General features: G+C 66.6%; 33 protein-coding genes and 2 pseudogenes. 32 read left to right on the forward strand and 3 right to left on the reverse strand.

What is annotated here, in order from left to right:
• Positions 1–150: 150 nt before the first annotated feature.
• The 3 genes and pseudogenes from ACFVXA_RS03725 to ACFVXA_RS03735 form a co-directional block, all read right to left on the reverse strand.
• Positions 151–1,377, reverse strand: a complete 1,227-nt coding sequence (locus ACFVXA_RS03725; protein WP_383736015.1) for a cytochrome P450 — start codon at positions 1,375–1,377, stop codon at positions 151–153.
• A 341-nt stretch (positions 1,378–1,718) separates the two neighbouring features.
• Positions 1,719–2,035 (reverse strand): annotated as a pseudogene (locus ACFVXA_RS03730) (helix-turn-helix domain-containing protein); the annotation flags it as partial.
• A gap of 219 nt (positions 2,036–2,254) precedes the next feature.
• Positions 2,255–2,570 (reverse strand): annotated as a pseudogene (locus tag ACFVXA_RS03735) (hypothetical protein); the annotation flags it as partial.
• A 118-nt stretch (positions 2,571–2,688) separates the two neighbouring features.
• Between ACFVXA_RS03735 and ACFVXA_RS03740 the strand changes: the two are divergent.
• The 32 genes from ACFVXA_RS03740 to truA all read left to right on the forward strand — a co-directional run bounded on the left by ACFVXA_RS03740 (position 2,689) and on the right by truA (position 22,042).
• A complete protein-coding gene (locus ACFVXA_RS03740; RefSeq protein ID WP_383736012.1) occupies positions 2,689–3,690 on the forward strand; it encodes a hypothetical protein in 1,002 nt (333 codons plus the stop codon).
• 709 nt (positions 3,691–4,399) lie between these two features.
• Complete coding sequence (gene rpsJ, locus ACFVXA_RS03745) at positions 4,400–4,708, forward strand: 30S ribosomal protein S10 (protein WP_003948644.1); 309 nt, start codon at positions 4,400–4,402, stop codon at positions 4,706–4,708.
• Positions 4,709–4,725: 17 nt separating this feature from the next.
• The gene (gene rplC / locus ACFVXA_RS03750) at positions 4,726–5,370 is read left to right on the forward strand and encodes a 50S ribosomal protein L3 (protein ID WP_362018934.1); all 645 of its coding nucleotides are present in this window, start codon (positions 4,726–4,728) and stop codon (positions 5,368–5,370) included.
• A 5-nt stretch (positions 5,371–5,375) separates the two neighbouring features.
• The gene (gene rplD, locus ACFVXA_RS03755; protein WP_362018937.1) at positions 5,376–6,032 is read left to right on the forward strand and encodes a 50S ribosomal protein L4; all 657 of its coding nucleotides are present in this window, start codon (positions 5,376–5,378) and stop codon (positions 6,030–6,032) included.
• The gene (gene rplW / locus ACFVXA_RS03760; protein ID WP_362018941.1) at positions 6,032–6,448 is read left to right on the forward strand and encodes a 50S ribosomal protein L23; all 417 of its coding nucleotides are present in this window, start codon (positions 6,032–6,034) and stop codon (positions 6,446–6,448) included. The genes rplD and rplW overlap by 1 nt, the downstream gene beginning before the upstream one ends.
• Positions 6,449–6,487: 39 nt before the next feature.
• On the forward strand, positions 6,488–7,324 hold the full coding sequence (rplB, locus tag ACFVXA_RS03765) for a 50S ribosomal protein L2 (RefSeq protein ID WP_362018944.1): 837 nt from the start codon (positions 6,488–6,490) through the stop codon (positions 7,322–7,324).
• Between the two features lie 12 nt (positions 7,325–7,336).
• The gene (gene rpsS, locus ACFVXA_RS03770) at positions 7,337–7,618 is read left to right on the forward strand and encodes a 30S ribosomal protein S19 (protein ID WP_005481224.1); all 282 of its coding nucleotides are present in this window, start codon (positions 7,337–7,339) and stop codon (positions 7,616–7,618) included.
• Positions 7,619–7,659: 41 nt separating this feature from the next.
• Positions 7,660–8,007, forward strand: a complete 348-nt coding sequence (gene rplV, locus ACFVXA_RS03775; protein ID WP_006604878.1) for a 50S ribosomal protein L22 — start codon at positions 7,660–7,662, stop codon at positions 8,005–8,007.
• Complete coding sequence (rpsC, locus tag ACFVXA_RS03780; protein WP_266700850.1) at positions 8,007–8,837, forward strand: 30S ribosomal protein S3; 831 nt, start codon at positions 8,007–8,009, stop codon at positions 8,835–8,837. The genes rplV and rpsC overlap by 1 nt, the downstream gene beginning before the upstream one ends.
• A gap of 5 nt (positions 8,838–8,842) precedes the next feature.
• Positions 8,843–9,262: a 50S ribosomal protein L16 gene (rplP, locus tag ACFVXA_RS03785; protein ID WP_099500627.1), complete on the forward strand. Its 420-nt coding sequence runs from the start codon at positions 8,843–8,845 to the stop codon at positions 9,260–9,262.
• Positions 9,262–9,486 carry a 50S ribosomal protein L29 gene (rpmC, locus tag ACFVXA_RS03790; protein WP_003998824.1) on the forward strand — a complete coding sequence of 75 codons (225 nt, stop codon included), beginning with the start codon at positions 9,262–9,264 and terminating at the stop codon, positions 9,484–9,486. Before rplP ends, rpmC begins: the two co-directional genes overlap by 1 nt.
• Positions 9,486–9,770: a 30S ribosomal protein S17 gene (gene rpsQ / locus ACFVXA_RS03795; protein WP_362018953.1), complete on the forward strand. Its 285-nt coding sequence runs from the start codon at positions 9,486–9,488 to the stop codon at positions 9,768–9,770. Before rpmC ends, rpsQ begins: the two co-directional genes overlap by 1 nt.
• A 100-nt stretch (positions 9,771–9,870) precedes the next feature.
• Positions 9,871–10,239, forward strand: coding sequence for a 50S ribosomal protein L14 (gene rplN / locus ACFVXA_RS03800; protein WP_003998823.1), 369 nt, complete (start codon positions 9,871–9,873; stop codon positions 10,237–10,239).
• Positions 10,240–10,241: 2 nt separating this feature from the next.
• On the forward strand, positions 10,242–10,565 hold the full coding sequence (rplX, locus tag ACFVXA_RS03805; protein WP_362018956.1) for a 50S ribosomal protein L24: 324 nt from the start codon (positions 10,242–10,244) through the stop codon (positions 10,563–10,565).
• Positions 10,565–11,122, forward strand: coding sequence for a 50S ribosomal protein L5 (gene rplE, locus ACFVXA_RS03810; RefSeq protein ID WP_019329632.1), 558 nt, complete (start codon positions 10,565–10,567; stop codon positions 11,120–11,122). The genes rplX and rplE overlap by 1 nt, the downstream gene beginning before the upstream one ends.
• A 5-nt stretch (positions 11,123–11,127) precedes the next feature.
• Positions 11,128–11,313, forward strand: coding sequence for a type Z 30S ribosomal protein S14 (locus ACFVXA_RS03815; RefSeq protein WP_003956452.1), 186 nt, complete (start codon positions 11,128–11,130; stop codon positions 11,311–11,313).
• 211 nt (positions 11,314–11,524) lie between these two features.
• Complete coding sequence (gene rpsH / locus ACFVXA_RS03820; protein ID WP_004984520.1) at positions 11,525–11,923, forward strand: 30S ribosomal protein S8; 399 nt, start codon at positions 11,525–11,527, stop codon at positions 11,921–11,923.
• A 24-nt stretch (positions 11,924–11,947) separates the two neighbouring features.
• Positions 11,948–12,487 carry a 50S ribosomal protein L6 gene (gene rplF / locus ACFVXA_RS03825; RefSeq protein ID WP_362018960.1) on the forward strand — a complete coding sequence of 180 codons (540 nt, stop codon included), beginning with the start codon at positions 11,948–11,950 and terminating at the stop codon, positions 12,485–12,487.
• A 3-nt stretch (positions 12,488–12,490) separates the two neighbouring features.
• Positions 12,491–12,874, forward strand: a complete 384-nt coding sequence (gene rplR / locus ACFVXA_RS03830; protein ID WP_362018963.1) for a 50S ribosomal protein L18 — start codon at positions 12,491–12,493, stop codon at positions 12,872–12,874.
• Positions 12,875–12,914: 40 nt separating this feature from the next.
• Positions 12,915–13,523 (forward strand): 30S ribosomal protein S5, encoded by a 609-nt coding sequence (gene rpsE, locus ACFVXA_RS03835; protein WP_005481208.1) that lies wholly within the window; start codon positions 12,915–12,917, stop codon positions 13,521–13,523.
• The gene (gene rpmD, locus ACFVXA_RS03840) at positions 13,523–13,705 is read left to right on the forward strand and encodes a 50S ribosomal protein L30 (protein ID WP_005481207.1); all 183 of its coding nucleotides are present in this window, start codon (positions 13,523–13,525) and stop codon (positions 13,703–13,705) included. Before rpsE ends, rpmD begins: the two co-directional genes overlap by 1 nt.
• Before the next feature lie 2 nt (positions 13,706–13,707).
• Positions 13,708–14,163 carry a 50S ribosomal protein L15 gene (gene rplO / locus ACFVXA_RS03845; RefSeq protein ID WP_003974249.1) on the forward strand — a complete coding sequence of 152 codons (456 nt, stop codon included), beginning with the start codon at positions 13,708–13,710 and terminating at the stop codon, positions 14,161–14,163.
• Between the two features lie 245 nt (positions 14,164–14,408).
• Positions 14,409–15,725: a preprotein translocase subunit SecY gene (gene secY / locus ACFVXA_RS03850; protein WP_362018969.1), complete on the forward strand. Its 1,317-nt coding sequence runs from the start codon at positions 14,409–14,411 to the stop codon at positions 15,723–15,725.
• Positions 15,725–16,381 carry an adenylate kinase gene (locus ACFVXA_RS03855; RefSeq protein ID WP_362018972.1) on the forward strand — a complete coding sequence of 219 codons (657 nt, stop codon included), beginning with the start codon at positions 15,725–15,727 and terminating at the stop codon, positions 16,379–16,381. The genes secY and ACFVXA_RS03855 overlap by 1 nt, the downstream gene beginning before the upstream one ends.
• A 193-nt stretch (positions 16,382–16,574) precedes the next feature.
• The gene (gene map / locus ACFVXA_RS03860; protein ID WP_390023706.1) at positions 16,575–17,411 is read left to right on the forward strand and encodes a type I methionyl aminopeptidase; all 837 of its coding nucleotides are present in this window, start codon (positions 16,575–16,577) and stop codon (positions 17,409–17,411) included.
• Between the two features lie 298 nt (positions 17,412–17,709).
• Positions 17,710–17,931, forward strand: coding sequence for a translation initiation factor IF-1 (gene infA, locus ACFVXA_RS03865; protein ID WP_003948620.1), 222 nt, complete (start codon positions 17,710–17,712; stop codon positions 17,929–17,931).
• Between the two features lie 70 nt (positions 17,932–18,001).
• Positions 18,002–18,115, forward strand: coding sequence for a 50S ribosomal protein L36 (gene rpmJ, locus ACFVXA_RS03870; RefSeq protein WP_003998809.1), 114 nt, complete (start codon positions 18,002–18,004; stop codon positions 18,113–18,115).
• A 215-nt stretch (positions 18,116–18,330) separates the two neighbouring features.
• Complete coding sequence (gene rpsM / locus ACFVXA_RS03875) at positions 18,331–18,711, forward strand: 30S ribosomal protein S13 (RefSeq protein ID WP_181659093.1); 381 nt, start codon at positions 18,331–18,333, stop codon at positions 18,709–18,711.
• A 98-nt stretch (positions 18,712–18,809) separates the two neighbouring features.
• On the forward strand, positions 18,810–19,214 hold the full coding sequence (gene rpsK / locus ACFVXA_RS03880) for a 30S ribosomal protein S11 (RefSeq protein WP_003956432.1): 405 nt from the start codon (positions 18,810–18,812) through the stop codon (positions 19,212–19,214).
• Between the two features lie 143 nt (positions 19,215–19,357).
• Positions 19,358–20,380 (forward strand): DNA-directed RNA polymerase subunit alpha, encoded by a 1,023-nt coding sequence (locus ACFVXA_RS03885; RefSeq protein ID WP_003966937.1) that lies wholly within the window; start codon positions 19,358–19,360, stop codon positions 20,378–20,380.
• Between the two features lie 197 nt (positions 20,381–20,577).
• Positions 20,578–21,069, forward strand: coding sequence for a 50S ribosomal protein L17 (gene rplQ / locus ACFVXA_RS03890; RefSeq protein WP_362018980.1), 492 nt, complete (start codon positions 20,578–20,580; stop codon positions 21,067–21,069).
• A gap of 115 nt (positions 21,070–21,184) precedes the next feature.
• Positions 21,185–22,042: a tRNA pseudouridine(38-40) synthase TruA gene (truA, locus tag ACFVXA_RS03895; protein ID WP_390023708.1), complete on the forward strand. Its 858-nt coding sequence runs from the start codon at positions 21,185–21,187 to the stop codon at positions 22,040–22,042.
• Positions 22,043–22,077: the final 35 nt, after the last annotated feature.

Here is a 22,077-nt window from a genome sequence, read left to right on the forward strand (position 1 = left end):
TCGCCTGGTAGCTCCACAGAGCTCCAGAAAGGGCCCGTACGACTTCGGTCGTACGGGCCCTTTCGCTGTTCCCGCAGCTACCGGGTTCGCCGTTCCGCTCGCTGCTCCGGAGCCAGCAGGCTCGCTGTTCCCGGCTCCTTGGTTCCTGGGCTACCAGGTGATCGGCAGCGCCTCAGGGCCGCGGATCATCGTGCGCTGCCGGAAGGGGACCTGGTCGGCGGGGACGGCGAGACGCAGCCCGGGAAGGCGTTCCAGCAGGGTGTCGATCAGCAGCTCGATCTGCATCTTGGAGAAGACGGCGCCCGTGCAGTAGTGCGCTCCGTTGCCGAACGCCATGTGCGCTCCGGAGTCCCGGTCGACGTCGATCCGGTCGGGGCAGGGGAAGACGTCCGGGTCGCGGTTGGCGGCGAGGTAGGAGACGTAGACGACCTCGCCGGCGCGGATACGGACGCCCTTGACGACCACGTCCTCGAGAGCGACGCGGGGCAGCCCGACCGCGGTGCGGTGCGGAATGTAGCGCAGGAGCTCGTCGATGACGGCGGGCCGTGACGCGGGGTCGTCGCGGACGCGCTCCATCAGCTCGGGCCGGGTCATCAGGAGGTAGAACATCTGGCCGCTGTTGTTGGTGAGGGCCTCACCGCCGATCTGGAGCGGGCCGGCGACGCTGATCGCCTCCTCCTCCTTGAGCTCCCCGCTCCTCACCGCGCCGCCGAGCAACGACAGGACGTCGTCCCCTTCGCTGTCCCGCCGGTCACGGATGGCCTGCGCGATCCACCCGAACATGCCCTTCTTGGCACGCTCCGAGGCCTCGGCACCGCCCGCGGTGGAGATGATCTCCCGCGTCCAGTCGTGCAGCTTCTGCCGCTCGTCGGCGGGCACGCCCATGACCTCGCAGACGACGGAGACCGGAAACGGTTCGAGGACCCGCTCGATCAGATCGGCGGGCGGCCCGTCCTGCACCATCGCGTCGACCAGCTCGTCGAGCATCTCCTGGGCGCGGGGGCGCAGCCGCTTCACGGCGCTCACGGTGTACGCGGTCGACGCGGCGCGGCGGAGCCGGTTGTGGTCGGGCTGGTCGGCCCAGGCCAGCGCACCGGGGCGCGGCGCGAAGTGCGGCGCCAGCCGCGTGAACTGCCGTACGGAGGCCTCCTTACGGCTGAACCGGGGATCGTTCGTGATCATCTTCACGTCGTCGTACCGCGTTGCCAGCCACGCCCACTCCTCCTCCCCGTGCGGAAGCCGAATCCGCGTCAACGGCCCTTCCCGCATCAAGTCCGCGAGCACCGGATCGAACTCGGTCCCCGGCACGCCGACGTCCGGCCAGTCCCGCACGGCGGGAGGGGACTGCTCGGCCAGGGTGATGCTGTCTTCTGCCATGGGTCCACGATCGGGCGCCGTCCGGTGCGCTGTCGCGGGGGAGTGCTCCAGACGGACGCCGGCGCTCAGCCTTCCGCCGGCGCTCGGCCTTTCGTCGGGTCTCGGCCTTCCGTCGGGTCTCGGCCCTCCGTCGGGCCTCAGCCCTCCGCGAAGACCTCGGATGCCGATGTGGCTGTGATGGCCCGATTCAGCCGCCGGTCCAGGGTGTCGAGGTCGTCGCAGGATGCGATGCGCTCGCGGTCCTCGTCCGAGACGGCGATCCCACCCCGGTCCAGGACGCGCAGTATGCCTCCGGCCTTCCCTCCGGCCTTCCCTCGGCCCTTCCTTCGGCCCTTCCTTCCTGGGGGCGGGCCGGGGTCGCGCAACGCGTTCGGCTGGTTGTACGACACCGTGCGGGTGACGACGCGGCCGCTCGGGAGACGCTCCCGCCTGCGGGACAGACGACCGTGCGCCTCCAGCTCCCGCAGCGCCGCAGCGATTCTCGTCTCGCCCTCGGGGAATCGGGCCGCGAGCGTCTTGATGTCGACGCGGGCACCGGCGGGCGGCGACTGGATGTGGGCGGTGAAGCCGATCAGGTGAGGGAGAGCTCGCGGTGCTGGGCAAGGTGGTTGCCGATCACCGTGAAGCGGGTGGTGTGGCGGACGTTGATGTGGGTGATGCCCGCGGAATCGGGGGCGGGTTGGGCGCACGGAGGGCATTAGAGTTCTGCGTATCCGTCAGAAAGCCTTAACTTCCTCGGTGGTCAGGCCCTCGATCGGGATCGTCCGTACCCGGCCGGGGGCCGTCGCATGTCTGCGGTTGTGGTGGTGCTTCTTGCGCTTGTCGCGGTGAGCATATGCGTGCCAACGGGCGGAAAATCCAGCCGAGTTGGTGATCGTCACCCTTGCGAGTGGCGGAAGGCTGGTGGAGTTGGGAGGGGTTTCTCCCTGGGGAATTGGATAGCTTTGATGTCGCGAACGCCCGCGTCGCGGTTCACCGGGACGCGGTAGACCGCGTTTCCGGCAGCGGTGACGGCCAGTTCGGCCCAGAGCGACTTGCGCGGCGGTGCACCCAGGTCCACGGCCCAGCGGTCCGCGAACGCCTCGACTAGAACCAGACCCGGTGCCGCCCACGACGTACAGCGTGAGCCGGAAGTCGCGGCCGGGTACACGCCCGTGGACCACCGCGTTGGCCGCGAGCTCGGCCACGATGTGACTCGGTGTCCCCGATTCCCACTCGGCTGGAATTCCAGGCCTTCGGCAACAAGGGATTCTCGCTGAGCGGTTGGCTGGACAACCCCGCGGCCGGCGTGCGGACACCGTGAGGAGGACCATGACTCGTACCACCCCCGAGCGCCCCATGGACATCGAGGAAGTCATTCCTGAGCTGGCCGAATACCGAGGAATCGCTACCCGACTGCACCCACGGCCAGGTGCACCCGGTCCCGGAGAGAGCTCCGTCGGTGGGCCGTTCCTGTGGCCCGCGGACGAGCCGTGGCCCATGTGCACCGAACCGCACAAACGACGGTTCGGCGAGCGCCTCAGCGATGTCCGTCTGCGTCGGAAGATCCTTGCCGAGGCGTGGAGCAGGCAGCCGGCCCCTGGCCAGCCCGAAGGGCCGACGGACGAGGAATTCGAGACCCTCGGCTCCCTCAAGCGAGGACGGCATGCGCCCTGGCTTGCCGACACGGACCCGATCCCGCTCATGCGGGTGGCCCAGTTGTACACACGTGACGTGCCCGGCCTGAGTCTGCCTGGTGGCTCGGATCTGCTGCAGGTTTTCTGGTGTCCGTTCAACGCGCACGGCGAAGAGCGGAATGTCGCCGTACACCTGTACTGGCGAAAGGCCTCCGAAGTCTCTGAGGTGCTGGCTGAACAACCAGAACCGGAAGTCGTAGGTCGAGACGATTACGTACCGGCTCCCTGTGTGTTGCACCCTGAGCAGGTCACGGAGCATCAGTGGGGCGACCTGCTGCCCTATGCGATCCGTGCCCAGCTGGACGAATGGGAGGACTGGGAGGACGAGGACGCGGTCAGCTATCAGTCCGACCTCTCCATTCCGCCCGGCTGGAAGGTCGGCGGATTTGCCCCCTGGCCTCTCACCGGCCCCCAGGAAATCGTGTGCCAGTGCGGTCACCAGATGGACCTTCTGCTGACCATCGACAGCAGGGAATGGGACAGCGGAACTCGCAGCTGGGTTCCCATCGAGGACCGCGGTGTGGCGGACACGGATGCGAACACCCCGACACAGGTCGTCGTGGGACGTGGAGGCCGCCTCATGGTCTTCGTCTGCCCCTCCGACTGGTCGCATCCGCACCGCATCGTCCTGCAGTGAAACGCCAACTGCAGGCCAGTGGAGTACTACGGCCCCCGTGCGACTGGCACTGCCGCCACGGTTCACAGGGCGAGTGGGTGCTGACAACTGTGCGGAACAAGCTGGTGGGCTGGTGGCTGAGGTCCGAGGGCGCCGTCAGGGATGCGCGGCTTGCCCCGTGCGGGCGCCGCTCCTGCGCGGGTAGGGCCCGTTATGTGCTGGTGTCCCTGGGGGCCCGCGAGGCGCGGGTGACGGGCCAGACGTGATCCGGGGGCGGCTCCTCGCCGGCCCAGTCCCGCGATCCGGTCCGGGCCAGGGTTTGACGTGCGTCACCCTCGGGGTACGATCCTCGGCTCGATTGGCCAGGCCCCTGCCCCGTATGGCAGACTAACGGGGTTGCTCGGTCGAGTGCCGATGCTGCGCGCCTCCCGCCGGGAGGACTGGAAGCGAGTCCCACAGTACTCGTCGCCCAATCTGTCGGAAGGCAGCGCTGGGGCGGACGTACGGGAATCTTCCGGGAAGTGTCAGCGGGGTGCAGACCAGGCGCCCGGTGGGTGTTTTGCCCCCGGTCCTGCGGTTGCTTTCGGGCGGGCCGCGTCCCTCGTAGGGAAATCCGTTACGGATATCTGTGCGACAGGAGCGCGACACACCCGACCGCGTGGGTCGGAGAGCAGGACGCGAACCCCCGGGTACCAGAGCGTTTGACGAGACAAAGGACTACTGAGTAGCCATGGCGGGACAGAAGATCCGCATCCGGCTCAAGGCCTACGACCACGAGGTCATCGACTCCTCGGCGAAGAAGATCGTCGAGACGGTGACCCGCACTGGTGCGTCGGTCGCGGGCCCGGTGCCGCTGCCCACTGAGAAGAACGTGTACTGCGTCATCAAGTCGCCGCACAAGTACAAGGACTCGCGCGAGCACTTCGAGATGCGCACGCACAAGCGCCTGATCGACATTCTCGACCCGACCCCCAAGACCGTTGACTCTCTGATGCGACTCGACCTCCCGGCCGGTGTCGACATCGAGATCAAGCTCTGAAGGCCGGTGATCTGAGAATGGGTAAGCAGATCAAGGGCATCCTGGGCGAGAAGCTCGGCATGACGCAGGTGTGGGACGAGAACAACCGTGTTGTTCCCGTCACCGTCGTCAAGGCCGGGCCGAATGTCGTGACCCAGGTCCGTACGAATGACTCCGACGGCTACGAGTCGGTCCAGATCGCCTTCGGCGAGATCGACCCGCGCAAGGTGAACAAGCCCCTCAAGGGCCACTTCGCCAAGGCCGACGTCACTCCCCGTCGCCACCTCGTCGAGATCCGGACTTCTGACGCGAGCGAGTACACGCTCGGCCAGGAGATCACGGCTGAGACCTTCGAGGCCGGCGTCAAGGTGGACGTGACCGGCAAGAGCAAGGGCAAGGGCTTCGCCGGTGTCATGAAGCGTCACAACTTCAAGGGCCTCGGCGCCGGACACGGCACCCAGCGCAAGCACCGCTCTCCCGGCTCCATCGGTGGCTGCGCCACCCCGGGCCGTGTGTTCAAGGGCCTCCGCATGGCGGGTCGTATGGGCAACGAGCGGGTCACCACCCAGAACCTGACCGTTCACGCCGTTGACGCGGAGAAGGGCCTGCTCCTTATCAAGGGCGCGGTTCCTGGTCCGAACGGCGGCCTCGTCCTGGTCCGCACCGCGGCCAAGGGGGCCTGAGGACTATGAGCACCATTGACATTCTGTCGCCCTCCGGCGACACCGCCGGGACCGTTGAGCTCCCGGCCGAGATCTTCGACGTAGAGAAGATCAGCGTTCCGCTGCTTCACCAGGTCGTCGTCGCACAGCTGGCCGCTGCCCGTCAGGGCACGCACAAGGTCAAGCGTCGTGGCGAGGTCCGCGGTGGTGGTAAGAAGCCTTACCGCCAGAAGGGCACCGGCCGCGCGCGCCAGGGTTCGACCCGTGCGCCGCAGTTCGCCGGCGGTGGCGTCGTCCACGGCCCCACGCCGCGTGACTACTCGCAGCGGACCCCGAAGAAGATGAAGGCCGCGGCCCTGCGCCACGCCCTCACCGACCGGGCCCGCAACGCTCGCATCCACGTCATCACCGGCGTGATCGAGGGCGAGACCCCCTCCACCAAGGCCGCGAAGAGCTTCCTCGGCAAGGTCAGCGAGCGCAAGAACGTGCTCCTGGTCATCGAGCGCTCCGACGAGGCCGCGCTGCTCTCCGCGCGCAACCTGCCCCAGGTCCACATCCTGGAGCCGGGCCAGCTGAACACGTACGACGTTCTCGTCTCGGACGACGTGGTCTTCACCCAGGCCGCTTTCGAGTCCTTCGTGTCTGGCCCCAAGGCCGCTGACACCGAAGGGAGCGAAGCCTGATGGCTACGCGTCACCCGAGCATTGCCTCGAAGGCCGCCAAGGCCAAGAAGGTCGCGCGCGTCGCCAAGGCGAAGCGCCACGAGACCGAGGGCAAGAACACCGTCGAGACCCCGCTGAGCAAGTCCTTCACGGATCCCCGTGACGTGCTCCTCAAGCCGGTCGTCTCGGAGAAGAGCTACGCGCTGCTCGACGAGGGCAAGTACACCTTCGTCGTGGACCCGCGGGCCAACAAGACCCAGATCAAGCAGGCCGTCCAGGCGGTCTTCTCGGTCAAGGTCACCGGGGTCAACACGATCAACCGTCAGGGCAAGCGCAAGCGCACCCGCACCGGCTTCGGCAAGCGTGCGGACAGCAAGCGCGCGATCGTGACCCTCGCTGAGGGCGACCGTATCGACATCTTCGGCCAGGCCTCCTAACGGAGCGCCCTGGTCCGAATATCGGACGAGGACTGAGAAATGGGAATCCGCAAGTACAAGCCGACTACGCCGGGCCGTCGTGGCTCCAGCGTCGCCGACTTCGTCGAGGTCACGCGGTCCACGCCGGAGAAGTCGCTGGTCCGCCCGCTGCACAGCAAGGGCGGCCGTAACAACGCCGGTCGTGTGACCGTTCGCCACCAGGGTGGCGGACACAAGCGCGCCTACCGAGTGATCGACTTCCGTCGTCACGACAAGGACGGCGTGCCGGCGAAGGTCGCGCACATCGAATACGACCCCAACCGCACCGCGCGCATCGCGCTGCTGCACTACGCGGACGGCGAGAAGCGCTACATCCTCGCCCCCCGCAACCTGTCGCAGGGCGACCGCGTCGAGAACGGTCCCGGGGCCGACATCAAGCCGGGCAACAACCTGGCCCTCCGCAACATCCCGGTCGGTACCACGATCCACGCGATCGAGCTCCGTCCCGGTGGCGGTGCCAAGTTCGCCCGCTCCGCCGGTGCCTCCGTGCAGCTGCTCGCGAAGGAGGGCACGATGGCCCACCTTCGTATGCCTTCCGGTGAGATCCGCCTGGTCGACCAGCGCTGCCGCGCCACGGTCGGCGAGGTCGGCAACGCCGAGCAGAGCAACATCAACTGGGGTAAGGCCGGCCGCAAGCGCTGGCTGGGCGTTCGCCCGACCGTCCGCGGTGTGGCGATGAACCCGGTTGACCACCCGCACGGTGGTGGTGAGGGCAAGACCTCCGGTGGTCGCCACCCGGTCTCCCCGTGGGGTCAGAAGGAGGGTCGTACTCGTTCGCCGAAGAAGGCTTCGAACAAGTACATCGTCCGCCGCCGCAAGACGAACAAGAAGCGCTAGGAGCGGGTTTAGATGCCGCGCAGTCTCAAGAAGGGGCCCTTCGTCGACGACCACCTGATCAAGAAGGTGGACGTACAGAACGAAGCCGGCACCAAGAACGTCATCAAGACCTGGTCCCGTCGCTCGATGATCATCCCGGCCATGCTCGGCCACACGATCGCGGTGCACAACGGCAAGACCCACATTCCGGTGTTTGTCACCGAGTCGATGGTCGGCCACAAGCTCGGCGAGTTCTCGCCGACGCGCACCTTCCGGGGTCACGTCAAGGACGACCGGAAGTCGAAGCGCCGCTAACGCGGGGTGGAATGACCATGACAGACACTGGAAGGACAACCATGGAAGCCAGGGCCCAGGCGCGGTACATCCGCGTTACGCCCATGAAGGCCCGCCGCGTGGTGGACCTTATCCGTGGCATGGATGCCACGGAGGCTCAGGCGGTCCTGCGTTTCGCCCCGCAGGCCGCGAGCGTGCCGGTTGGCAAGGTGCTTGACAGCGCCATCGCCAACGCCGCGCACAACTACGACCACACCGACGCCGGCAGCCTCGTCATCTCCGAGGCGTACGTCGACGAGGGTCCGACCCTGAAGCGGTTCCGGCCGCGTGCCCAGGGCCGTGCCTACCGGATCCGCAAGCGGACCAGCCACATCACCGTGGTCGTCAGCAGCAAGGAAGGAACCCGGTAATGGGCCAGAAGGTTAACCCGCATGGGTTCCGGCTCGGCATCACCACGGACTTCAAGTCCCGTTGGTACGCCGACAAGCTGTACAAGGACTACGTCAAGGAAGACGTCGCCATCCGTCGGATGATGACGTCCGGCATGGAGCGCGCCGGCATCTCGAAGGTTGAGATCGAGCGCACCCGTGACCGCGTGCGGGTGGACATCCACACCGCGCGTCCCGGCATCGTCATCGGCCGCCGTGGCGCCGAGGCCGACCGCATCCGCGGCGACCTCGAGAAGCTCACGGGCAAGCAGGTCCAGCTGAACATCCTCGAGGTCAAGAACCCCGAGACGGACGCTCAGCTGGTTGCTCAGGCCGTTGCCGAGCAGCTGTCCTCCCGCGTCTCCTTCCGCCGCGCCATGCGTAAGAGCATGCAGTCGGCGATGAAGGCGGGCGCCAAGGGCATCAAGATCCAGTGCGGTGGCCGTCTCGGCGGCGCCGAGATGTCCCGCTCGGAGTTCTACCGCGAGGGCCGTGTGCCCCTGCACACGCTCCGTGCGAACGTCGACTACGGCTTCTTCGAGGCCAAGACGACCTTCGGCCGTATCGGTGTGAAGGTCTGGATCTACAAGGGCGACGTCAAGAACATCGCCGAGGTCCGCGCCGAGAACGCCGCTGCCCGCGCCGGCAACCGCCCGGCCCGTGGTGGCAACGACCGCCCGGCCGGCCGTGGTGGCCGCGGTGGCGAGCGTGGCGGTCGCGGTCGTAAGCCGCAGCAGGCTCCCGCTGCCGAGGCCCCCAAGGCCGAGGCTCCGGCTGCCGCTCCGGCTGAGAGCACCGGAACGGAGGCCTGACCGACATGCTGATCCCCCGTAGGGTCAAGCACCGCAAGCAGCACCACCCCAAGCGCCGCGGTCAGGCCAAGGGCGGTACGCAGGTTTCGTTCGGCGAGTACGGCATTCAGGCCCTCACGCCGGCGTACGTGACGAACCGCCAGATCGAGGCCGCTCGTATCGCGATGACCCGCCACATCAAGCGTGGCGGCAAGGTCTGGATCAACATCTACCCGGACCGCCCGCTGACCAAGAAGCCCGCCGAGACCCGCATGGGTTCCGGTAAGGGTTCGCCCGAGTGGTGGGTCGCGAACGTGCACCCGGGCCGGGTCATGTTCGAACTGTCCTACCCCAACGAGAAGATCGCCCGTGAGGCCCTCACTCGCGCAGCCCACAAGCTGCCGATGAAGTGCCGGATCGTCAAGCGCGAGGCAGGTGAAGCGTGATGTCGGCCGGTACCAAGGCGTCCGAGCTGCGCGAACTGGGTGACGAGGAGCTTCTCGCGAAGCTTCGCGAAGCCAAGGAAGAGCTGTTCAACCTCCGCTTCCAGGCGGCGACCGGTCAGCTCGAGAACCACGGTCGGCTGAAGGCCGTCCGTAAGGACATCGCGCGGATCTACACCCTGATGCGTGAGCGCGAGCTGGGCATCGAGACGGTGGAGAGCGCCTGATGAGTGAGAACAACGTGACTGAGACCGCTGAGGCTCGTGGTTTCCGCAAGACCCGTGAGGGTCTCGTCGTCAGCGACAAGATGGACAAGACCGTCGTCGTCGCCGTCGAGGACCGCGTGAAGCACGCGCTGTACGGCAAGGTCATCCGCCGTACCAGCAAGCTCAAGGCCCACGACGAGCAGAACGCCGCCGGCGTCGGCGACCGCGTCCTCCTGATGGAGACCCGGCCGCTGTCCTCGACGAAGCGCTGGCGCATCGTCGAGATCCTCGAGAAGGCCAAGTAATCACCTGAGGGGTATCCCTCAGGTTCGTTCCGCCAGGCTCGGGGCGGGGTCGCCGTAAGGCGCCCCGCCCCGGGAACCGGCAGACAAACAGGAGATAGACGTGATCCAGCAGGAGTCGCGACTGCGTGTCGCCGACAACACTGGTGCGAAGGAAATCCTTTGCATCCGTGTGCTCGGTGGCTCCGGTCGCCGCTACGCGGGCATCGGTGACGTCATCGTCGCCACCGTCAAGGACGCGATCCCCGGTGGCAACGTGAAGAAGGGTGACGTCGTCAAGGCGGTCATCGTTCGCACCGTCAAGGAGCGCCGCCGTCCGGACGGCTCGTACATCCGCTTCGACGAGAACGCCGCCGTCATTCTGAAGAACGACGGCGACCCTCGTGGTACCCGCATCTTCGGCCCGGTCGGGCGCGAGCTGCGCGAGAAGAAGTTCATGAAGATCATCTCGCTGGCTCCGGAGGTGCTGTAAGCATGAAGATCAAGAAGGGTGACACGGTTCAGGTCATCACCGGCAAGGACAAGGGCAAGCAGGGCAAGGTCATTGCCGCTTACCCGCGCGACGAGCGCGTCCTGGTCGAGGGTGTCAACCGGGTCAAGAAGCACACGAAGGCCGGTCCGACCGCTCGCGGTTCGCAGGCCGGTGGCATCGTCACGACCGAGGCCCCGATTCACGTGAGCAACGTTCAGCTCGTCGTGGAGAAGGACGGCAACAAGGTCGTCACGCGCGTCGGTTACCGCTTCGACGACGAGGGCAACAAGATCCGCGTTGCCAAGCGGACGGGTGAGGACATCTGATGGCTACCACCACCACTCCGCGTCTCAAGACGAAGTACCGCGAGGAGATCGCGGGCAAGCTGCGTGAGGAGTTCTCCTACGAGAACGTCATGCAGGTTCCCGGCCTCGTCAAGATCGTGGTCAACATGGGTGTGGGCGACGCCGCCCGCGACTCCAAGCTGATCGAGGGCGCCATCCGCGACCTCACCACGATCACCGGTCAGAAGCCGGCCGTCACCAAGGCCCGCAAGTCCATCGCGCAGTTCAAGCTGCGTGAGGGTCAGCCGATCGGTGCCCACGTCACGCTCCGTGGCGACCGCATGTGGGAGTTCCTGGACCGCACCCTGTCGCTCGCGCTGCCGCGCATCCGCGACTTCCGCGGCCTGTCCCCCAAGCAGTTCGACGGCCGTGGCAACTACACCTTCGGTCTCACGGAGCAGGTCATGTTCCACGAGATCGACCAGGACAAGATCGACCGCGTCCGGGGTATGGACATCACCGTGGTGACCACGGCGACCAACGACGCTGAGGGCCGTGCCCTTCTCCGTCACCTCGGCTTCCCGTTCAAGGAGGCGTAAGCGAGATGGCGAAGAAGGCTCTCATTGCCAAGGCTGCTCGTAAGCCCAAGTTCGGTGTGCGCGCGTACACCCGCTGCCAGCGCTGCGGCCGTCCGCACTCCGTGTACCGCAAGTTCGGCCTGTGCCGCGTGTGCCTTCGTGAGATGGCTCACCGTGGCGAGCTGCCGGGCGTGACCAAGAGCTCCTGGTAGTCCCGTACTTCGGGATTCCAGAGGCTCTCGGTAAGCAAAGGGCACTGTCAGGGGCCCACCCCTTCATGGCTTAGGCTAGGAGGGTTGGGCGCCCTGACGCCCGTACGACTTACTACGCCGTAGGTCCCCGCACCGCACCCGTCCCGCCTCTGAGCGGGGAGAGGGATGGCGCATACAGGAAACCCCGGCGAGAGAGGCCGAAGGCCAATTCATGACCATGACTGATCCGATCGCAGACATGCTTACGCGTCTGCGTAACGCGAACTCGGCGTACCACGACTCCGTGGCTATGCCGCACAGCAAGATCAAGTCGCACATCGCGGAGATCCTCCAGCAGGAGGGCTTCATCACGGGCTGGAAGGTCGAGGACGCCGAGGTCGGCAAGAACCTCGTCCTCGAGCTGAAGTTCGGCCCGAACCGTGAGCGCTCCATCGCGGGCATCAAGCGGATCTCCAAGCCCGGTCTCCGGGTTTACGCGAAGTCCACCAACCTGCCCAAGGTGCTGGGCGGCCTCGGCGTGGCGATCATCTCCACGTCGCACGGGCTCCTCACCGACAAGCAGGCCGGCAAGAAGGGCGTAGGCGGAGAAGTTCTCGCCTACGTCTGGTAGCGGAAGGGAACGGAGGAAACAGCTATGTCGCGTATTGGCAAGCTCCCCATCACGGTTCCCGCCGGCGTGGACGTCACCATCGACGGCCGTACGGTTCAGGTGAAGGGTCCCAAGGGCACCCTCTCCCACACCATCGCGGCGCCGATCGAGATCGCTAAGGGTGAGGACGGCGTTCTGAACGTCACCCGCCCGAACGACGAGCGTCAGAACAAGGCCCTCCACGGCCTGTCCCGCACGCTGGTGGCGAACATGATCACCGGCGTGACCACGGGTTACGTGAAGAAGCTCGAGATCAGCGGTGTCGGTTACCGCGTCCTGGCGAAGGGCTCCAACCTGGAGTTCTCGCTCGGCTACAGCCACCCGATCACCGTCGAGGCCCCCGAGGGCATCACCTTCAAGGTGGAAGCCCCCACCCGTTTCTCGGTCGAGGGCATCGACAAGCAGAAGGTCGGCGAGGTTGCGGCCAACATCCGCAAGCTGCGCAAGCCCGACCCGTACAAGGCCAAGGGCGTCAAGTACGAAGGCGAAGTCATCCGCCGCAAGGTCGGAAAGGCGGGTAAGTAAGCCATGGCATACGGTGTCAAGATTGCTAAGGGCGACGCTTACAAGCGTGCTGCCATCAAGCGTCGTCACATCCGGATCCGTAAGCACATCTCGGGTACGGCTGAGCGTCCGCGCCTGGTCGTGACGCGCTCCAACCGCCACATCGTGGCCCAGGTCATCGACGATGTCGCGGGGCACACCCTCGCGTCGGCGTCGACTCTGGACACGACCATCCGTGGCGGCGAGGGCGACAAGTCCGCACAGGCCAAGTCGGTCGGTGCCCTGGTCGCCGAGCGTGCCAAGGCTGCCGGTGTCGAGGCTGTCGTATTCGACCGTGGTGGTAACCAGTACGCCGGGCGCATCGCTGCCCTGGCGGACGCCGCCCGCGAAGCCGGACTCAAGTTCTGAGCCGCTTCCGTAGCTAGCGGAAACAGAGAGAGGTAATCCAATGGCTGGACCCCAGCGCCGTGGAAGCGGTGCCGGTGGCGGCGAGCGGCGGGACCGGAAGGGCCGTGACGGCGGCGCTGCTGCCGCCGAGAAGACCGCGTACGTTGAGCGCGTTGTCGCGATCAACCGCGTCGCCAAGGTTGTGAAGGGTGGTCGTCGCTTCAGCTTCACCGCGCTGGTCGTGGTGGGCGACGGTGACGGCACCGTGGGTGTCGGTTACGGCAAGGCCAAGGAGGTGCCGGCCGCCATCGCCAAGGGTGTTGAGGAGGCCAAGAAGCACTTCTTCAAGGTCCCCCGTATCCAGGGCACCATCCCGCACCCGATCACGGGTGAGAAGGCGGCGGGCGTCGTCCTGCTCAAGCCGGCGTCCCCCGGTACCGGCGTTATCGCCGGTGGCCCGGTGCGTGCCGTGCTCGAGTGCGCCGGCGTTCACGACATCCTGTCGAAGTCGCTCGGTTCGTCGAACGCGATCAACATCGTCCACGCGACCGTGGCGGCCCTCAAGGGCCTGCAGCGTCCCGAGGAGATCGCGGCTCGCCGCGGTCTGCCCCTCGAGGACGTCGCTCCCGCGGCTCTGCTGCGTGCGCGTGCCGGGGCTGGTGCTGCGTAATGGCTCAGCTCAAGATCACGCAGACGAAGTCGTACATCGGCAGTAAGCAGAACCACCGCGACACCCTGCGCTCCCTTGGTCTCAAGGGCATCAACACGCAGGTCGTCAAGGAGGACCGCCCCGAGTTCCGCGGCATGGTGCACACCGTCCGCCACCTCGTGACGGTCGAGGAGGTCGACTGATCATGGCGGAGAACAACCCGCTCAAGATCCACAACCTCCGTCCCGCCCCGGGCGCCAAGACCGCCAAGACCCGTGTGGGTCGTGGTGAGGCGTCGAAGGGTAAGACGGCCGGTCGTGGTACCAAGGGCACGAAGGCCCGCTACCAGGTTCCGGAGCGCTTCGAGGGTGGCCAGATGCCCCTCCACATGCGTCTTCCGAAGCTGAAGGGCTTCAAGAACCCGTTCAAGACCGAGTTCCAGGTCGTGAACCTCGACAAGCTGGCCGCGCTGTACCCGGAGGGTGGCGAGGTCACCGTCGAGGGGCTCGTCGCCAAGGGTGCCGTTCGCAAGAACAGCCTCGTCAAGGTCCTCGGCCAGGGCGAGATCTCCGTGGCGCTGCAGGTGACGGTCGACGCCGTCTCCGGTTCCGCCAAGGAAAAGATCACCGCCGCCGGCGGTACCGTCACCGAGCTCGTCTGATCACCTCAGGCGTCTCGATGACATGAGCGATTCCCAGCCGGGGATGCCCCACAAAAGGGGCATCCCCGGTTGGTCGTTCCAAGGGGGGCAGTGTCGCCGGTAAGGTGGCCTGCACTGTTAATTTTCGTCCGGCGGACCCCAGGGGAACTCCGGACGGCCTTTGACTGTTGGTTAGCTGTCAGTTATCCGTCGAACCTCAAGACCGTCACCTCTGACGCAGTAGCGCGGGGGTCGCAGGAGGCACCGTGCTCACCGCGTTCGCCCGGGCGTTCAGGACGCCCGACCTGCGCAAGAAGCTGCTCTTCACACTCGGCATCATCGTCGTCTACCGGGTCGGCACCCACATCCCGATCCCAGGTGTCGACTACAAGAACGTCCAGACCTGTCTCGACGTCGCCTCGAAGGGCAACCAGGGACTGTTCGGTCTGGTCAACATGTTCAGTGGTGGCGCGCTGCTGCAGATCACGATCTTCGCGCTCGGCATCATGCCGTACATCACGGCGAGCATCATTCTGCAGCTGCTGACGGTGGTGATCCCGCGCCTCGAAGCCCTCAAGAAGGAGGGCCAGGCCGGCACCGCGAAGATCACGCAGTACACCCGTTATCTGACGGTGGCCCTCGCCATCCTCCAGGGCACCGGTCTGGTCGCGACCGCGCGCAGCGGCGCGCTGTTCAGCGGCTGCCAGGTCGCCAACCAGATCGTTCCGGACCAGTCGATCTTCCAGACGATCGTCATGGTCGTCACCATGACCGCCGGTACGGGCGTCGTGATGTGGCTCGGCGAGCTCATCACCGACCGCGGCATCGGCAACGGCATGTCGATCCTGATGTTCATCTCGATCGCCGCGACCTTCCCGTCCGCGCTGTGGGCGATCAAGGTGCAGGGCACCCTGGCCGGCGGCTGGATCGAGTTCGGCACGGTCATCCTCGTCGGCCTGGTCATGGTCGGCCTGGTGGTCTTCGTCGAGCAGGCCCAGCGCCGTGTTCCGGTCCAGTACGCGAAGCGCATGATCGGCCGCCGTTCTTACGGCGGTACGTCCACCTACATCCCGTTGAAGGTGAATCAGGCGGGTGTGATTCCCGTCATCTTCGCGTCGTCGCTGCTCTACATCCCGGCACTGGTCGCCCAGTTCTCCAAGGACACTTCCGGCTGGAAAACCTGGATTGAGCAGAATCTGACCAAGGGCAACCACCCGATTTACATCACCATGTACTTTTTGCTGATCGTGTTCTTCGCGTTCTTCTACGTGGCGATCTCCTTCAACCCCGAAGAAGTCGCCGACAACATGAAGAAGTATGGTGGCTTCATCCCGGGCATCCGGGCCGGCCGACCGACGGCTGAGTACCTCAGTTACGTGCTCAACCGGATCACCTGGCCGGGGTCGCTGTATCTGGGTCTGATCGCTCTCGTACCAACGGTGGCGTTGGTTGGCTTCGGGGCAAGTCAGAACTTCCCGTTCGGTGGTACCAGCATCCTGATCATCGTGGGTGTCGGTCTCGAGACGGTGAAGCAGATCGAGAGCCAGCTTCAGCAGCGCAATTACGAAGGGTTCCTCCGCTGATGCGAATCGTCCTCGTCGGGCCGCCCGGTGCCGGCAAGGGAACGCAGGCCGCGTTCCTCGCCAAGAACCTGTCGATCCCGCACATCTCCACGGGCGACCTGTTCCGCGCCAACATCAGCCGGCAGACGGAACTCGGCAAGCTGGCGAAGTCCTACATGGACAAGGGCGAGCTGGTACCGGACGAGGTCACCATCGCGATGGCCAAGGACCGCATGGAGCAGCCCGACGCGGAGAACGGCTTCCTGCTCGACGGCTTCCCGCGCAACGTGAAGCAGGCCGAGGCGCTCGACGCGATGCTGAGCGCCGAGGGCATGAAGCTGGACGCGGTCCTCGACCTGGAGGTCCCCGAGGACGAGGTGGTCAAGCGCATCGCCGGCCGCCGCATCTGCCGCAACGACTCGGCGCACGTCTTCCACGTGACGTACAAGCAGCCGAAGCGTGAGGGCGTCTGCGACGTCTGCGGTGGCGAGCTCTACCAGCGCGACGACGACTCCGAGGAGACCGTCCGCAAGCGCCTGGAGGTCTACCACACGCAGACCGAGCCGATCATCGACTACTACAAGGCCCAGGGCCTGGTCGTCACGATCTCGGCGCTCGGCAAGGTGGAAGAGGTCACCGGGCGCGCCATGGAGGCGCTGGCCCGCCAGACCGCGTAGGCAGCAGCTGTACGTCGCCTCGGCCGCGGCACCCTCCCCGGGTGCCGCGGCCGAAGTGTGGACCGGCCCGTGGTCCGGGTATACGCGGCTTGTACCGCGGCCCGGCGCACCCGGCTCGCCCCGCGAAGCCCGTGCCGTCCCCCGTATCGTTGAAGCAGTCCGTACTCTCCGGTCCAGAAAGGCCGCAGCCGCCATGGTGCAGATCAAGACCCCCGAGCAGATCGCCAAGATGCGCGAGGCGGGGCTGGTCGTCGCCGCCATCCATGCGGCTACGCGTGAGGCGGCCGTGCCCGGCGCCACGACCAAGGATCTCGACGAGGTCGCGCGCAAGGTGCTCGCCGAGCACGGGGCGAAGTCGAACTTCCTGGGGTACGGCGGTTTCCCGGCCACCATCTGCACCTCGGCCAACGAGGTCGTCGTGCACGGCATCCCGAGCGACGAGGTCGTCCTGAAGGACGGCGACATCATCTCCATCGACTGCGGCGCGATCGTGGACGGCTGGCACGGGGACGCGGCGTACACCGCGTTCGTGGGGTCCGGCCACGCTCCGGAGCTGATCGAGCTCTCCCGGGTGACCGAGGAGTCGATGTGGGCGGGAATCGCGGCGATGAAGCTGGGGAACCGGCTCGTCGACGTCTCCCGTGCGATCGAGGCGTACATCCGCCGTCAGCCGAAGCCCGGCGGCGGGCGGTACGGGATCATCGAGGACTACGGCGGCCACGGCATCGGCACCGAGATGCACATGGACCCGCACCTGCTGAACTACGTCGAGCGGAAGCGGGGGAAGGGGCCGAAGCTGGTGCCCGGTTTCTGCCTCGCCATCGAGCCGATGGTGTCCTTGGGCACACCGAAGACCGAGGTGCTGAAGGACGACTGGACCGTCATCACGACGGACGGCACGTGGTCCTCGCACTGGGAGCACTCCGTGGCGCTGACGCCGGAGGGGCCGCTGGTGCTCACCGCGCCCGACGGGGGTAGGGCGAAGCTGGCCGAGCACGGGATCACGGCGGCCCCGGACCCGCTGGCCTAGTTCGCCGCGGCGAGTGGTGGGGCGATCGGCGTCCGGCTCTGCCGGGTCCGCTGTGCCCACGCTCCCCCAAGCCCTCGGCCTGGCCGGAGCGGGGGAGACCCCCCTCGCCCAGCGGAACGGCTGCGCCCAGCCGTGTAGAGGCCATGGGCTTGCTTAACGATCTCCGTAGTGGGGCATTCTTTCTCGATTCGTCTTTCCGAGGGCACTGACGTAGACTGACTCGTCGGCTCTCGTGCACCCGCATGTCTGCATGCGCTCGTACGGAGCCGATCAAGGTAGTCGATTCGAAGGGCGAAGCGTGGCCAAGAAGCAAGGTGCCATCGAGATCGAGGGCACTGTCGTCGAGTCTCTTCCGAACGCCATGTTCAAGGTCGAGCTCCAGAACGGCCACCAGGTCCTGGCACACATCAGCGGCAAGATGCGTATGCACTACATCCGCATCCTCCCTGACGACCGGGTCGTGGTGGAGCTGTCTCCGTACGACCTCACGCGTGGCCGGATCGTCTACCGGTACAAGTAGATCTTGCCTTTACTCCGTGCTCCCGGTTCCGGGACGCGGGTGGTGGCACTGACCCGGAGAACCTCACCTAATGAAGGTCAAGCCGAGCGTCAAGAAGATCTGCGACAAGTGCAGGGTGATCCGCCGTCACGGCCGGGTCATGGTCATCTGCGAAAACCCGCGCCACAAGCAGCGCCAGGGCTGACGCACGACCGCACCTTCTGCACCCGCAGATCTCGCGCGACGCAAGCAGTACATGTTCATACGCAGAATCCAGGGCTGAGTCTCATCAGGCCTGACACCCCCGGTCGGAGGCCGGGGACCCGGTTCGTACCGAATCTTCGATCCTCAGGAGAGAAGAGGACGGCGGGCGGGATCCGGTTCTGCGGAAGACCTCCGAACGACAACTGGAGCCATTGAATGGCACGCGTTTCCGGTGTTGACATCCCGCGCGACAAGCGTGTGGAGGTCGCCCTCACCTACGTGTTCGGCATCGGCCGGACCCTTTCCCAGCAGACGCTGGCCGAGACCGGCGTGAACCCGAACACCCGCGTTCGTGACCTCTCCGAGGAGGAGCTGGTCAAGATCCGCGAGTACGTGGACGCCAACCTGAAGACCGAGGGTGACCTCCGTCGTGAGGTTCAGGCCGACATCCGCCGCAAGGTGGAGATCGGCTGCTACCAGGGTCTGCGTCACCGTCGTGGCCTGCCCGTCCACGGTCAGCGCACCAGCACGAACGCTCGTACCCGCAAGGGCCCGCGTCGCGCCATCGCCGGTAAGAAGAAGCCGGGCAAGAAGTAGTCCTCAGCGGACGCTGCGGATTTTCCGGGTCTGCCCCGGAGCGCCGCATACCAGCGGTCTTCGCTGTAGGACCGACCACCTCCCCGTAGGAGTAATAGATGCCCCCCAAGGGTCGTCAGGGCGCTGCCAAGAAGGTGCGCCGCAAGGAAAAGAAGAACGTCGCTCACGGGCACGCCCACATCAAGAGCACGTTCAACAACACGATCGTCTCGATCACGGACCCCTCGGGCAACGTGATCTCCTGGGCCTCCGCCGGCCACGTCGGCTTCAAGGGCTCGCGCAAGTCCACCCCCTTCGCCGCGCAGATGGCCGCCGAGTCGGCTGCCCGTCGCGCGCAGGAGCACGGCATGCGCAAGGTTGACGTCTTCGTCAAGGGCCCGGGCTCGGGTCGCGAGACGGCCATCCGTTCGCTGCAGGCGACCGGTCTCGAGGTCGGCTCCATCCAGGACGTCACCCCCACCCCGCACAACGGCTGCCGTCCGCCCAAGCGCCGCCGCGTCTGAGGTCCGGTTGTCTTGAGGTTCCGGGCGGTACGGCTCTTCGGGGGCGTGCCGCCCGTACCCTTGCAGTACCTGTGCGGTGAAAACGCACAGTTCCGTCGGGCGTCAAATAGCGGGCGTCCACGAAAGAAGGATCTGATCCACACATGCTGATCGCTCAGCGTCCCTCGTTGACCGAAGAGGTCGTCGACGAATTCCGCTCCCGGTTCGTGATCGAGCCGCTGGAGCCGGGCTTCGGCTACACCCTCGGCAACTCCCTGCGTCGTACGCTCCTCTCCTCGATCCCGGGTGCGGCGGTCACGTCCATCCGCATCGACGGCGTTCTGCACGAGTTCACCACCGTGCCGGGCGTCAAGGAGGACGTCACCGACCTGATCCTCAACATCAAGCAGCTGGTCGTCTCCTCGGAGCACGACGAGCCGGTCGTGATGTACCTGCGCAAGCAGGGCCCGGGTCTCGTCACCGCCGCCGACATCGCGCCCCCGGCCGGTGTCGAGGTGCACAACCCCGACCTCGTCCTCGCCACGCTCAACGGCAAGGGCAAGCTGGAGATGGAGCTGACCGTCGAGCGCGGTCGCGGTTACGTCTCCGCCGTGCAGAACAAGCAGGTGGGCCAGGAGATCGGCCGTATCCCGGTCGACTCCATCTACTCGCCGGTGCTGAAGGTCACGTACAAGGTCGAGGCGACCCGTGTCGAGCAGCGCACCGACTTCGACAAGCTGATCGTCGACGTCGAGACCAAGCAGGCCATGCGTCCCCGTGACGCCATGGCGTCGGCCGGTAAGACCCTGGTCGAGCTGTTCGGTCTGGCCCGCGAGCTCAACATCGACGCCGAGGGCATCGACATGGGCCCGTCCCCCACGGACGCCGCTCTTGCCGCCGATCTCGCGCTGCCGATCGAGGAGCTGGAGCTCACCGTTCGGTCGTACAACTGCCTCAAGCGTGAGGGCATCCACTCCGTGGGTGAGCTCGTCGCCCGCTCCGAGGCCGACCTGCTGGACATCCGCAACTTCGGTGCGAAGTCCATCGACGAGGTCAAGGCGAAGCTGGCCGGCATGGGCCTGGCCCTGAAGGACAGCCCGCCCGGATTCGACCCGACCGCCGCGGCGGACGCGTTCGGCGCGGACGACGACGCGGATGCCGGGTTCGTCGAGACCGAGCAGTACTGAGAGCTCGGGCCCGACGGTCCGTTTTCGGGTGCGGGTGCGCTGTGCTTGATCGCGCCCCGCGACGGAGTCGCATATTGACACCGCCCCGCGCCCCTTCCAGGCCCCTTCGGGGGCCTGGATCTCCGACGGGCAGCCGCCCGCTCGGATACTGACCCTGGTACCTGATACGGCCGGGGCAGACACCTAGGAGAAACACCATGCCGAAGCCCACCAAGGGTGCCCGTCTGGGCGGCAGCGCCGCGCACGAGAAGCTGCTCCTCGCGAACCTCGCGAAGTCGCTCTTCGAGCACGGCCGCATCACCACCACCGAGGCGAAGGCCCGTCGCCTGCGCCCGTACGCGGAGCGTCTGGTCACCAAGGCGAAGAAGGGTGACCTTCACAACCGCCGTCAGGTGCTCTCGGTGATCACGGACAAGAGCATCGTGCACACGCTCTTCACCGAGATCGGCCCGCGCTACGAGAACCGCCCGGGTGGTTACACCCGTATCACCAAGATCGGTAACCGCCGTGGCGACAACGCGCCCATGGCTGTCATCGAGCTGGTGGAGGCCCTGACCGTGGCCCAGCAGGCCACCGGTGAGGCCGAGGCGGCGACGAAGCGTGCCGCGAAGGACGCCGAGGCTCCGGCCGTCGAGGCCCAGACCGAGGCTCCGGCTGCTGCCGAGGGCGACGAGTCCAAGGACGCCTGAGGCTCTGCCTTGCGTTGAGCGGGTCCGCCCCTGCGGGGCGGGCCCGCTTTCGCGTTCCCCGGGCCGGCCTGGAGCGGCTGTCCGGTGCGTTGCCTGTGGCTGAGAGGATCTAGGTGTGAGTGACGAAGTGCGGGCCGGGTTTGTGCGGGTGCGGCTCGACCTGTCGTATGACGGGTCCGAGTTCTCCGGGTGGGCCAAGCAGGCCGGGGGACGGCGGACCGTGCAGGGGGAGATCGAGGACGCCCTGCGGACGGTGACGCGGTCGAAGGACACGACGTACGAGCTGACCGTGGCCGGGCGGACCGATGCCGGGGTGCACGCGCGCGGTCAGGTCGCGCATGTCGATCTGCCCGAGGAGCTGTGGGCCGAGCATCAGGAGAAGCTGCTCAAGCGGCTTGCCGGGCGGTTGCCCAAGGATGTGCGGGTGTGGTCCCTGACGCAGGCGCCGAGCGGCTTCAACGCGCGGTTCTCGGCGATCTGGCGGCGGTACGCCTACCGCGTCACCGACAATCCCGGCGGCGTCGACCCCCTGCTGCGCAACCATGTCCTCTGGCACGATTGGCCCTTGGACGTCGACGCCATGAACGAAGCCGCTGAGCGGCTCGTCGGGGAGCACGACTTCGCCGCCTACTGCAAGAAGCGGGAGGGGGCCACGACCATTCGTACGCTGCAGGAGCTGAGTCTGGTGCGCGGGGACGACGGGATCATCACCGCGACCGTCCGCGCGGACGCCTTCTGCCACAACATGGTGCGGTCGCTGATCGGGGCGCTGCTGTTCGTCGGGGACGGGCATCGGGGGCCGGAGTGGCCGGGCAAGGTGCTGGGCGCCGGCGTACGGGATTCGGCTGTTCATGTCGTACGGCCGCACGGGCTGACGCTGGAGGAAGTCGGTTACCCCGCCGACGAGTTGCTGGCCGCGCGGAACAAGGAGGCGCGGAACAAGCGGTCGCTGCCGGGGGCGGGCTGCTGCTGAGCGCCGGGCCGGCTCGGCGGAAGGGTCGCTGACCT

The organism is Streptomyces sp. NPDC058246, from assembly GCF_042881985.1.
GTDB lineage: Bacteria > Actinomycetota > Actinomycetes > Streptomycetales > Streptomycetaceae > Streptomyces.

What these genes read in the sequence shown, in the direction of transcription:
- rplO (WP_003974249.1), top strand. Translation starts at nt 13,708, where the DNA reads ATGGCGGAGAACAACCCGCTCAAGATCCACAACCTCCGTCCCGCCCCG.
- rpsJ (WP_003948644.1), top strand. Translation starts at nt 4,400, where the DNA reads ATGGCGGGACAGAAGATCCGCATCCGGCTCAAGGCCTACGACCACGAG.
- rplD (WP_362018937.1), top strand. Translation starts at nt 5,376, where the DNA reads ATGAGCACCATTGACATTCTGTCGCCCTCCGGCGACACCGCCGGGACC.
- rpsC (WP_266700850.1), top strand. Translation starts at nt 8,007, where the DNA reads ATGGGCCAGAAGGTTAACCCGCATGGGTTCCGGCTCGGCATCACCACG.
- rplW (WP_362018941.1), top strand. Translation starts at nt 6,032, where the DNA reads ATGGCTACGCGTCACCCGAGCATTGCCTCGAAGGCCGCCAAGGCCAAG.
- rpsM (WP_181659093.1), top strand. Translation starts at nt 18,331, where the DNA reads ATGGCACGCGTTTCCGGTGTTGACATCCCGCGCGACAAGCGTGTGGAG.
- rpsE (WP_005481208.1), top strand. Translation starts at nt 12,915, where the DNA reads ATGGCTGGACCCCAGCGCCGTGGAAGCGGTGCCGGTGGCGGCGAGCGG.
- ACFVXA_RS03815 (WP_003956452.1), top strand. Translation starts at nt 11,128, where the DNA reads ATGGCGAAGAAGGCTCTCATTGCCAAGGCTGCTCGTAAGCCCAAGTTC.
- map (WP_390023706.1), top strand. Translation starts at nt 16,575, where the DNA reads ATGGTGCAGATCAAGACCCCCGAGCAGATCGCCAAGATGCGCGAGGCG.
- rpmC (WP_003998824.1), top strand. Translation starts at nt 9,262, where the DNA reads ATGTCGGCCGGTACCAAGGCGTCCGAGCTGCGCGAACTGGGTGACGAG.
- rplR (WP_362018963.1), top strand. Translation starts at nt 12,491, where the DNA reads ATGGCATACGGTGTCAAGATTGCTAAGGGCGACGCTTACAAGCGTGCT.
- rplV (WP_006604878.1), top strand. Translation starts at nt 7,660, where the DNA reads ATGGAAGCCAGGGCCCAGGCGCGGTACATCCGCGTTACGCCCATGAAG.
- ACFVXA_RS03855 (WP_362018972.1), top strand. Translation starts at nt 15,725, where the DNA reads ATGCGAATCGTCCTCGTCGGGCCGCCCGGTGCCGGCAAGGGAACGCAG.
- rpsS (WP_005481224.1), top strand. Translation starts at nt 7,337, where the DNA reads ATGCCGCGCAGTCTCAAGAAGGGGCCCTTCGTCGACGACCACCTGATC.
- ACFVXA_RS03725 (WP_383736015.1), bottom strand. Translation starts at nt 1,377, where the DNA reads ATGGCAGAAGACAGCATCACCCTGGCCGAGCAGTCCCCTCCCGCCGTG.
- rpsK (WP_003956432.1), top strand. Translation starts at nt 18,810, where the DNA reads ATGCCCCCCAAGGGTCGTCAGGGCGCTGCCAAGAAGGTGCGCCGCAAG.
- rpmD (WP_005481207.1), top strand. Translation starts at nt 13,523, where the DNA reads ATGGCTCAGCTCAAGATCACGCAGACGAAGTCGTACATCGGCAGTAAG.
- rpmJ (WP_003998809.1), top strand. Translation starts at nt 18,002, where the DNA reads ATGAAGGTCAAGCCGAGCGTCAAGAAGATCTGCGACAAGTGCAGGGTG.
- rpsQ (WP_362018953.1), top strand. Translation starts at nt 9,486, where the DNA reads ATGAGTGAGAACAACGTGACTGAGACCGCTGAGGCTCGTGGTTTCCGC.
- rplP (WP_099500627.1), top strand. Translation starts at nt 8,843, where the DNA reads ATGCTGATCCCCCGTAGGGTCAAGCACCGCAAGCAGCACCACCCCAAG.
- rpsH (WP_004984520.1), top strand. Translation starts at nt 11,525, where the DNA reads ATGACCATGACTGATCCGATCGCAGACATGCTTACGCGTCTGCGTAAC.
- rplX (WP_362018956.1), top strand. Translation starts at nt 10,242, where the DNA reads ATGAAGATCAAGAAGGGTGACACGGTTCAGGTCATCACCGGCAAGGAC.
- rplF (WP_362018960.1), top strand. Translation starts at nt 11,948, where the DNA reads ATGTCGCGTATTGGCAAGCTCCCCATCACGGTTCCCGCCGGCGTGGAC.
- rplQ (WP_362018980.1), top strand. Translation starts at nt 20,578, where the DNA reads ATGCCGAAGCCCACCAAGGGTGCCCGTCTGGGCGGCAGCGCCGCGCAC.
- rplE (WP_019329632.1), top strand. Translation starts at nt 10,565, where the DNA reads ATGGCTACCACCACCACTCCGCGTCTCAAGACGAAGTACCGCGAGGAG.
- rplB (WP_362018944.1), top strand. Translation starts at nt 6,488, where the DNA reads ATGGGAATCCGCAAGTACAAGCCGACTACGCCGGGCCGTCGTGGCTCC.
- ACFVXA_RS03740 (WP_383736012.1), top strand. Translation starts at nt 2,689, where the DNA reads ATGACTCGTACCACCCCCGAGCGCCCCATGGACATCGAGGAAGTCATT.
- rplC (WP_362018934.1), top strand. Translation starts at nt 4,726, where the DNA reads ATGGGTAAGCAGATCAAGGGCATCCTGGGCGAGAAGCTCGGCATGACG.
- ACFVXA_RS03885 (WP_003966937.1), top strand. Translation starts at nt 19,358, where the DNA reads ATGCTGATCGCTCAGCGTCCCTCGTTGACCGAAGAGGTCGTCGACGAA.